This is a genomic window from Asinibacterium sp. OR53, from assembly GCF_000515315.1.
Classification (GTDB): Bacteria; Bacteroidota; Bacteroidia; order Chitinophagales; family Chitinophagaceae; genus Sediminibacterium.
Genome location: NZ_KI911562.1, coordinates 1,871,058 through 1,877,500 on the forward strand (window position 1 = coordinate 1,871,058; position 6,443 = coordinate 1,877,500).

Sequence of the window (6,443 nt, forward strand, 5' to 3'; positions counted from 1 at the left end):
TTTACCGCAGGTGTTCTTTCAGAAAAGCAATCGCTTTCTGATGGGCATCTGCAGTTGCTTCTTTATTGAAGGATGGATTGCTGGGGTTGGCAAAACCATGACCGGCATCGTATTTGTAAGCCGTCAATTTTTTACCCAGGCCTTGCATATCGTGTTCAAATTGTGTGACCATTTCCGGAGAAGGACTTTTGTCTTTATTGCCAAAGAACCCGATCACATCGCAATGCAGTGCCTTCAATTTGGATAAGTCATTTTCTGGACGACCATAATACATAACGCATCCGGCTGCCTGGTTTCCGGCGAGTAAAGCTGTTTGTAAACTCCACATGCCGCCGAAACACCAACCAATCGTATAAATCTTTGCCTGCGCACCTGAATAGGTGATGGCACCTTTGATGATGCTTTCGAGCCTTTCTGTTTTAACTGCCCTCACCAGTTTCATCGCGCTGTCGGGTGTAGCGGCCACTTTTCCGTCGTACAAATCCAGGGCGAGCACATTCACATCGCCCAACTCCCTGGCCAGTGTCTCGCTTTCCCTTTTGATATAGTCGTTCAGTCCCCACCACTCCTGTATCACCAATATCCAGTTATTCGTTTTGTGTTTGCTTTTGATCTGGTATCCCATGGCCGGAGTTCCATCAGCCGCCTTGAAACTTACCGGTTCCCCGGTTGCATTTTCTAATTTATAATACAAAGGCTGCTCATGCATGGCGGCAAAAGCAGGCGTAATTGCTTCCTGGCGGTACTGTTCCCGTACATCGCCATTGAAGCAACTAGTGTAACAATCGGCACTCAACAGCCTGGGCTCTGGTGTTTTATACCGGTAGGCGAAAAAGGCTGCTGTACAAAAAGCAACGACTGCCAGGAATGCTATCTTTTTCATAATAGAGGGTTTTATAAAGATGTTCACCTCAAATTAACAATTCGCAACGGAACGAGAAAGAGTTGCCCCGCTATTTTTCAGTATCAAATTTTTTGCCGTACCTTTGTATGACCTCTGAGATATTTTATTATATCACAATCATTTCCCAGGTCAAATTTTTAATGGATTCACTGACACAGCAACAGCAACCCTGTTGATGGGTCATTTGGGTATTTTTTTGCATATAATAGATAAATTGATAAATAAAGCAGATCATGGCCAAGCACATTTTTGTTACCGGCGGGGTAACGAGTAGTTTAGGAAAAGGAATCATTGCTGCATCACTGGCGAAGTTATTGCAGGCAAGAGGGTTGAAAGTGACCATCCAGAAATTTGATCCCTATATCAATGTGGATCCCGGTACGCTCAACCCTTATGAGCACGGAGAATGTTATGTAACCGAAGATGGTGCTGAAACAGATCTCGACCTGGGGCATTATGAGCGTTTCCTGAATATTTACACTTCACAGGCGAACAACGTTACTACAGGCCGCATTTACCAAACAGTGATCAATAAAGAAAGGGCGGGAGATTTCCTGGGTAAAACCGTACAGGTGGTACCCCATATCACCGATGAGATCAAAAGAAGAATGCTCTTACTGGGTGAAGATGGCAAATATGACATCATCCTTACCGAAATAGGCGGTACGGTGGGTGACATCGAAAGTCTTCCCTTTATCGAGGCCGTACGCCAGTTGCAATGGGAACTGCCCGATGAAGACGTAATGGTGGTACACCTCACCCTCATCCCTTACCTGAAAGCGGCGAAGGAATTGAAAACTAAACCTACCCAGCATAGTGTGAAAATGCTGAGTGAAACAGGTGTGCATCCCGATATCATCGTATGTCGTACAGAAGAGCCCCTGGGTAACGATATCAAAAGAAAGATCGCATTGTTTTGTAATGTCAAACAGGAAGCAGTGATCGAAGCGATGGACGCACCCACCATCTACGAAGTGCCGCTGCTCATGTTGCGTGAAAAACTCGACCTGATCTGCCTGAAAAAACTGAACATACAGGGGTACAAAGAACCCGAACTGGAAAAATGGAAGGGCTTTCTCGATAAACTGAAATATCCTAAAAGCAAAGTCACCATTGGCTTGATCGGAAAATACATTGAACTGCAGGACGCTTATAAATCTATCCTCGAAAGTTTTGTACACGCCGGCGCCATCAACGAAGTAAAAGTGCAGGTAGTGAATGTACACAGCGAATACATCACCACAGATAATGTGGCAGAAAAACTGGAAGGACTGGATGGATTACTGGTTGCACCGGGTTTTGGCCTGAGGGGTATTGAAGGAAAGATCGTGGCGGTGCAATATGCCCGTGAAAAAGGATTGCCTTTCTTTGGTATCTGTTTGGGTATGCAGATGGCGGTGATTGAATTTGCTAGGAATGTACTCGGACTAACCAACGCACACTCAACAGAAATGGATACGTCTACCGGCAATGCGGTGATCAGCATGATGGAAGAACAGAAAAAGATCAAGATGATGGGTGGCACCATGCGATTGGGCGCTTATCCTTGTGTAATCAAAGAAGGATCACTGGCACACCGTATTTATGGTGAAACCCATATCAGTGAAAGGCACCGTCATCGTTATGAATTCAACAATGAATACCTGGAGCAGCTAGAAGCGCATGGTATGTATGCAAGTGGATATAACCCCGAAACAGGATTGGTAGAGATCATTGAAATACCCCAGCACCCATTCTTTATTGGTGTGCAATACCACCCTGAATTAAAAAGTACCGTAGAGAAACCCGCTCCGCTGTTTGTGAGTTTTGTAGAAGCGGCAAAAAAATACAATGATCAGAAAGAACAAGTGAAGAAGCCAAGCCTTGTTGGAGAAAAGATCTAAATAATATTTTGCCCTGGGCTTAAGCCCAGGGCAAAGAGGAATAAAAGAAGGGGCTGCATAAAGTTTACGCAGCCCCTTCTTTTATTCCTCTTAAGGTTTTGAGGATGTTGTTTTTGATTTGATATAATCCGCCATTTCTTTGGCGCCGGCAGTTTCTTTTTTGCTAAGGATGTTTCCCAAAATCATTCCATTAATATAAGGGTCGGTTTGTTCACGTGCCTGTGAAGGAATAGCATTTCTAAAGGCAACGATCAGGTCTACTCCGCGACGAAATTGTGCGGGATTGGTGAGCTTGCCAACAAATTCCCCGAAAGACATCAGAAAAGTGAATTTCTCCTGGCTTACAGGCATGGCAGCAAACTTTTCCGCTACTGTTTCAAAATTATTTTCACCACCATAAGAGACCAGTACATCGGTAACCGCTAATAACAACTTGCCTTTGTTCTTTTCGCCGGAAAGACGGGTGGCTTCTTTCAACGCAGTTGCAGAATCGATGCCAGCTAATGCTTTCAGTGCTTCACCAGATACAGAATACGATGAATCGCTCACGGCAGAAAGGAAGAAGTTTCTATATTGACTGAGCTTAAGCTTACCCAATTCTGCGATGGCTTCTGCTCTTGTTATGCGGCTGGAATCTTTCTTTGCAATGGCTTCTATCCTGGCAATCGTAGGCGCATCCAATGTAGCGGAACCAAAACTGCCAAGCGCTTTCAAACGAATGCGATAGAAAGGATCGCTGAGGGCTTCGTACACTAATTGGTAAGCTGCCGGGTCTTTGATTTTTTTGCTGGCAAATTCAACAGCCTCTCTTCTGTCGAGGTAATTGCCGGCATGCTTGTATTGGAAAATGAACTCTTCGAGGCCCTTATTGTCTTTTTTATCGGCCAGTACCATTTTGTCGGCGTCTACATTCACCAGGTTAGGCTTTGCGCTTACTGTAAACAGGAAGCTGTCTACTTTATTTTCCACCCACACCTGGTGTCTTTGCTTTTGTGATCCTGTATATACATCAATGGCCAGGGGCAGTTTGAATACCTTGTCGCCTGACTGCGTTTGTTTGATGATCACTTTTTGTATATGCCTTCCGGCATCGTATGCATAACTAATGTCGAGCTTAGGATGACCATTGCCAAAATACCATTGGTTGAAAAACCAGTTCAGGTCCTTACCTGTAACTTCTTCAAATGCCAATCGCAGTTTGTGGGCATTGCCGTTACCATATTTGTAAGTGGTAAGATATTTATTAAGCGATGCAAAGAAGGCGTCGTCGCCTACATAATTACGCAGCATGTGCAGGATACGGCCGCCTTTGTTGTAACTCACCCGGTCGAACATATCTTCTTTATCGCGGTAATAAAAACGAACCAGGTCACGGTCGGTATCGGTACTCCTGAGGTATTCCTGCATCTCTTTGTATTGTTCGAAACCAGCTTCGTCTTTCCCGTATTTATGTTCAAACCAGAGGTATTGGCTATAGTCGGCAAAACTTTCATTCACCGTAAGATTACTCCAGCTTTCAGCAGTTACCAGGTCGCCAAACCACTGGTGAAAAAGTTCATGGGCGATCACACTTTCCCAGGCATTGCCATCAACAAGTTCCCGCGCATCCTGCTGGGCGCTTTCCTGGTGCAGGGTAGCGGTAGTATTTTCCATGGCACCGCTTACATAGTCGCGGCCAACGATCTGACTGTATTTAGGCCAGGGATATTCAATGCCCAGTTTCTCAGAATAGAAACGGATCATTTCGGGCGTATAACCAAAAATTTTACGGGCTACTTTCTCGTATTCTTTCTCCACATAATAACTTACTTCCTTGCCTTTGTAACTGTCTTTCACAACAGCATAATCACCCACACCAATGAAGAAAAGATAAGGCGCATGCGATTGGGTCATGACCCAGGTATCGGTGCGGGTACCATCGGCGTTTTTAGCCTGTTTGGTCATTAAGCCATTGGAAAGTGAAACATATTTTGCAGGAACCGTGAGGTTGAATAATTGTGTAGACTTCTGGTTGGGCCTGTCGATCGTGGGTATCCAAACAGAAGTGCCTTCTGTTTCACCCTGTGTCCATATCTGCGTAGGCTTGTCTTTTTCTTCTCCTTTCGGATTGATAAAATACAGTCCCTTGGCATCGGTGATGGCCGCACTGCCTTCGGTCTTGAATTCGTTGGGCTTGGCGGTGTAATCGATGAATACGGTGTAAGACTCATTCTTTTTGTAGACCTTATCAAGTTTGATATCCAGGAAGAAACTGTCGTAAGCGTATTTCAGCGAAACCTGTGCACCGCTGGCTTTAACAAGGGCTACTTTGTGGATATCCATTCCTTTGGCATCGAGCCGGAGAGAATCGGTTGAATAAAAATGCGGCTTCAAAGTAAGCCATACTTTTCCGTTGAGGTAGGCATGCTCATAATCGAAGCGGGCGTCGAGACGGGTGTGTACGAGGTCGTTGACCTTGGTGGCAAATGCACGGTAGATCTTTTTCCATCCGTCGTCGGTGTTCCCGGATGGTTGAGATGATGCCATCACCGCTGAAAATAAGGTAATGGCGAGTAAGAGTTTTTTCATGAAATAGTTTTAGCTTTTCAATGTTAAAGATAACCGGGAAGATTATTGAAACGAGTATAATTTTACGAACGGAGCGCCGGAACCCTTTGCTGTATAGTGATGGCAAGTAGGGTTTTTAAGTATTTTTGTAAAAACAACAGATGTTCATGGGAGGTAAGCGTACTATTTTTTGTTTGATCTTATCGTTGCTGATGGCGTTGATCTTCGGTAGTGCAGAAGCGCAACATGCACGGTATATCTATATTCAGTCTGAAAACAACCAGCCTTATTATGTGAAGCTGAACGGCGCCAACTATAGTTCCAATACCAGCGGATATCTGCTGGTGCCACAATTGAACAGCGGTGATTACACTATTTTGCTGGGTTTTCCCAGGAGTATGAATGAATATGCATTTAAGATTCAACTGGGACAAGACGACCGTGGTTTTTCGTTGAAACAAGGAGTTGACAATAGTTGGACGCTTTTCGATATGGTCAGCTTCAACATCATCAAAGGCACGGCGGCAACGGCTAAAACAGAAGAGAAGCCTGCTGATGAGCCGGTAGCAACAGAAGAAAAGCCGGTAGTAACAGAGGAAAAACCGGTTGTGAAGCGGAAGGAACAAAAAGCTGCCGAATCTAAAAATATAGTGACTACAGAAATAAAGCAGGGGGCGCCGGTGAGTACGGCCAGTGCAGCAGAAAAAAGACCACAGGCTGGTTCGCTCATCCGGAAGATATACGAAAAAACGGGAGCAGATGGGGTAGACCTGGTTTATGTAGTACCCAATGGCAATAAGGCCGATACGGTCATTCTTTTTGTGCCGCACATTTCAAAATAACAGGCATGGCGAGGTATTTCCTGGAAGTGGCATATATGGGAACGCATTACAGCGGCTTCCAGGTGCAGGATCATCATCGCACGATACAGTCGGAACTTACAAGGTCGCTGGAAGTCTTATTCAGAGCGCCTTTTGCGCTTACCGGTTCATCGCGGACAGATGCAGGGGTACATGCTTTGCAGAATTTTTTTCATGTAGATACAGCGCTGGAATTGACGGATAAGCATGTGTATAATCTCAATGCCATCCTGCTGCCCGATGTGGCGG

The 6,443-nt window shown here is 45.1% G+C and carries 5 protein-coding genes (1 of these 5 only partly in view); 3 read left to right on the forward strand and 2 right to left on the reverse strand.

Annotated elements, in window-relative coordinates:
• Position 1: 1 nt before the first annotated feature.
• Positions 2 to 883, reverse strand: a complete 882-nt coding sequence (locus tag SEDOR53_RS0108350) for a dienelactone hydrolase family protein (protein WP_026769324.1) — start codon at positions 881 to 883, stop codon at positions 2 to 4.
• A 254-nt stretch (positions 884 to 1,137) separates the two neighbouring features.
• Between SEDOR53_RS0108350 and SEDOR53_RS0108355 the strand changes: the two genes are divergently transcribed.
• Positions 1,138 to 2,787, forward strand: coding sequence for a CTP synthase (locus SEDOR53_RS0108355; RefSeq protein WP_026769325.1), 1,650 nt, complete (start codon positions 1,138 to 1,140; stop codon positions 2,785 to 2,787).
• Between the two features lie 90 nt (positions 2,788 to 2,877).
• On the opposite strand, the gene SEDOR53_RS0108360 is transcribed toward SEDOR53_RS0108355, so the two are convergent.
• Entirely contained in the window at positions 2,878 to 5,355 is a 2,478-nt protein-coding gene (locus SEDOR53_RS0108360; protein WP_026769326.1) for a M1 family metallopeptidase, read from the reverse strand.
• 146 nt (positions 5,356 to 5,501) lie between these two features.
• Between SEDOR53_RS0108360 and SEDOR53_RS0108365 the strand changes: the two genes are divergently transcribed.
• On the forward strand, positions 5,502 to 6,176 hold the full coding sequence (locus tag SEDOR53_RS0108365; RefSeq protein ID WP_157576739.1) for a hypothetical protein: 675 nt from the start codon (positions 5,502 to 5,504) through the stop codon (positions 6,174 to 6,176).
• A 5-nt stretch (positions 6,177 to 6,181) separates the two neighbouring features.
• Positions 6,182 to 6,443 carry the start of a tRNA pseudouridine(38-40) synthase TruA gene (truA, locus tag SEDOR53_RS0108370; protein WP_026769328.1) on the forward strand. It continues 482 nt past the right edge of the window, so 262 of the gene's 744 nt are visible here — the first part of the coding sequence; its start codon is at positions 6,182 to 6,184; its stop codon lies off the right edge, out of view.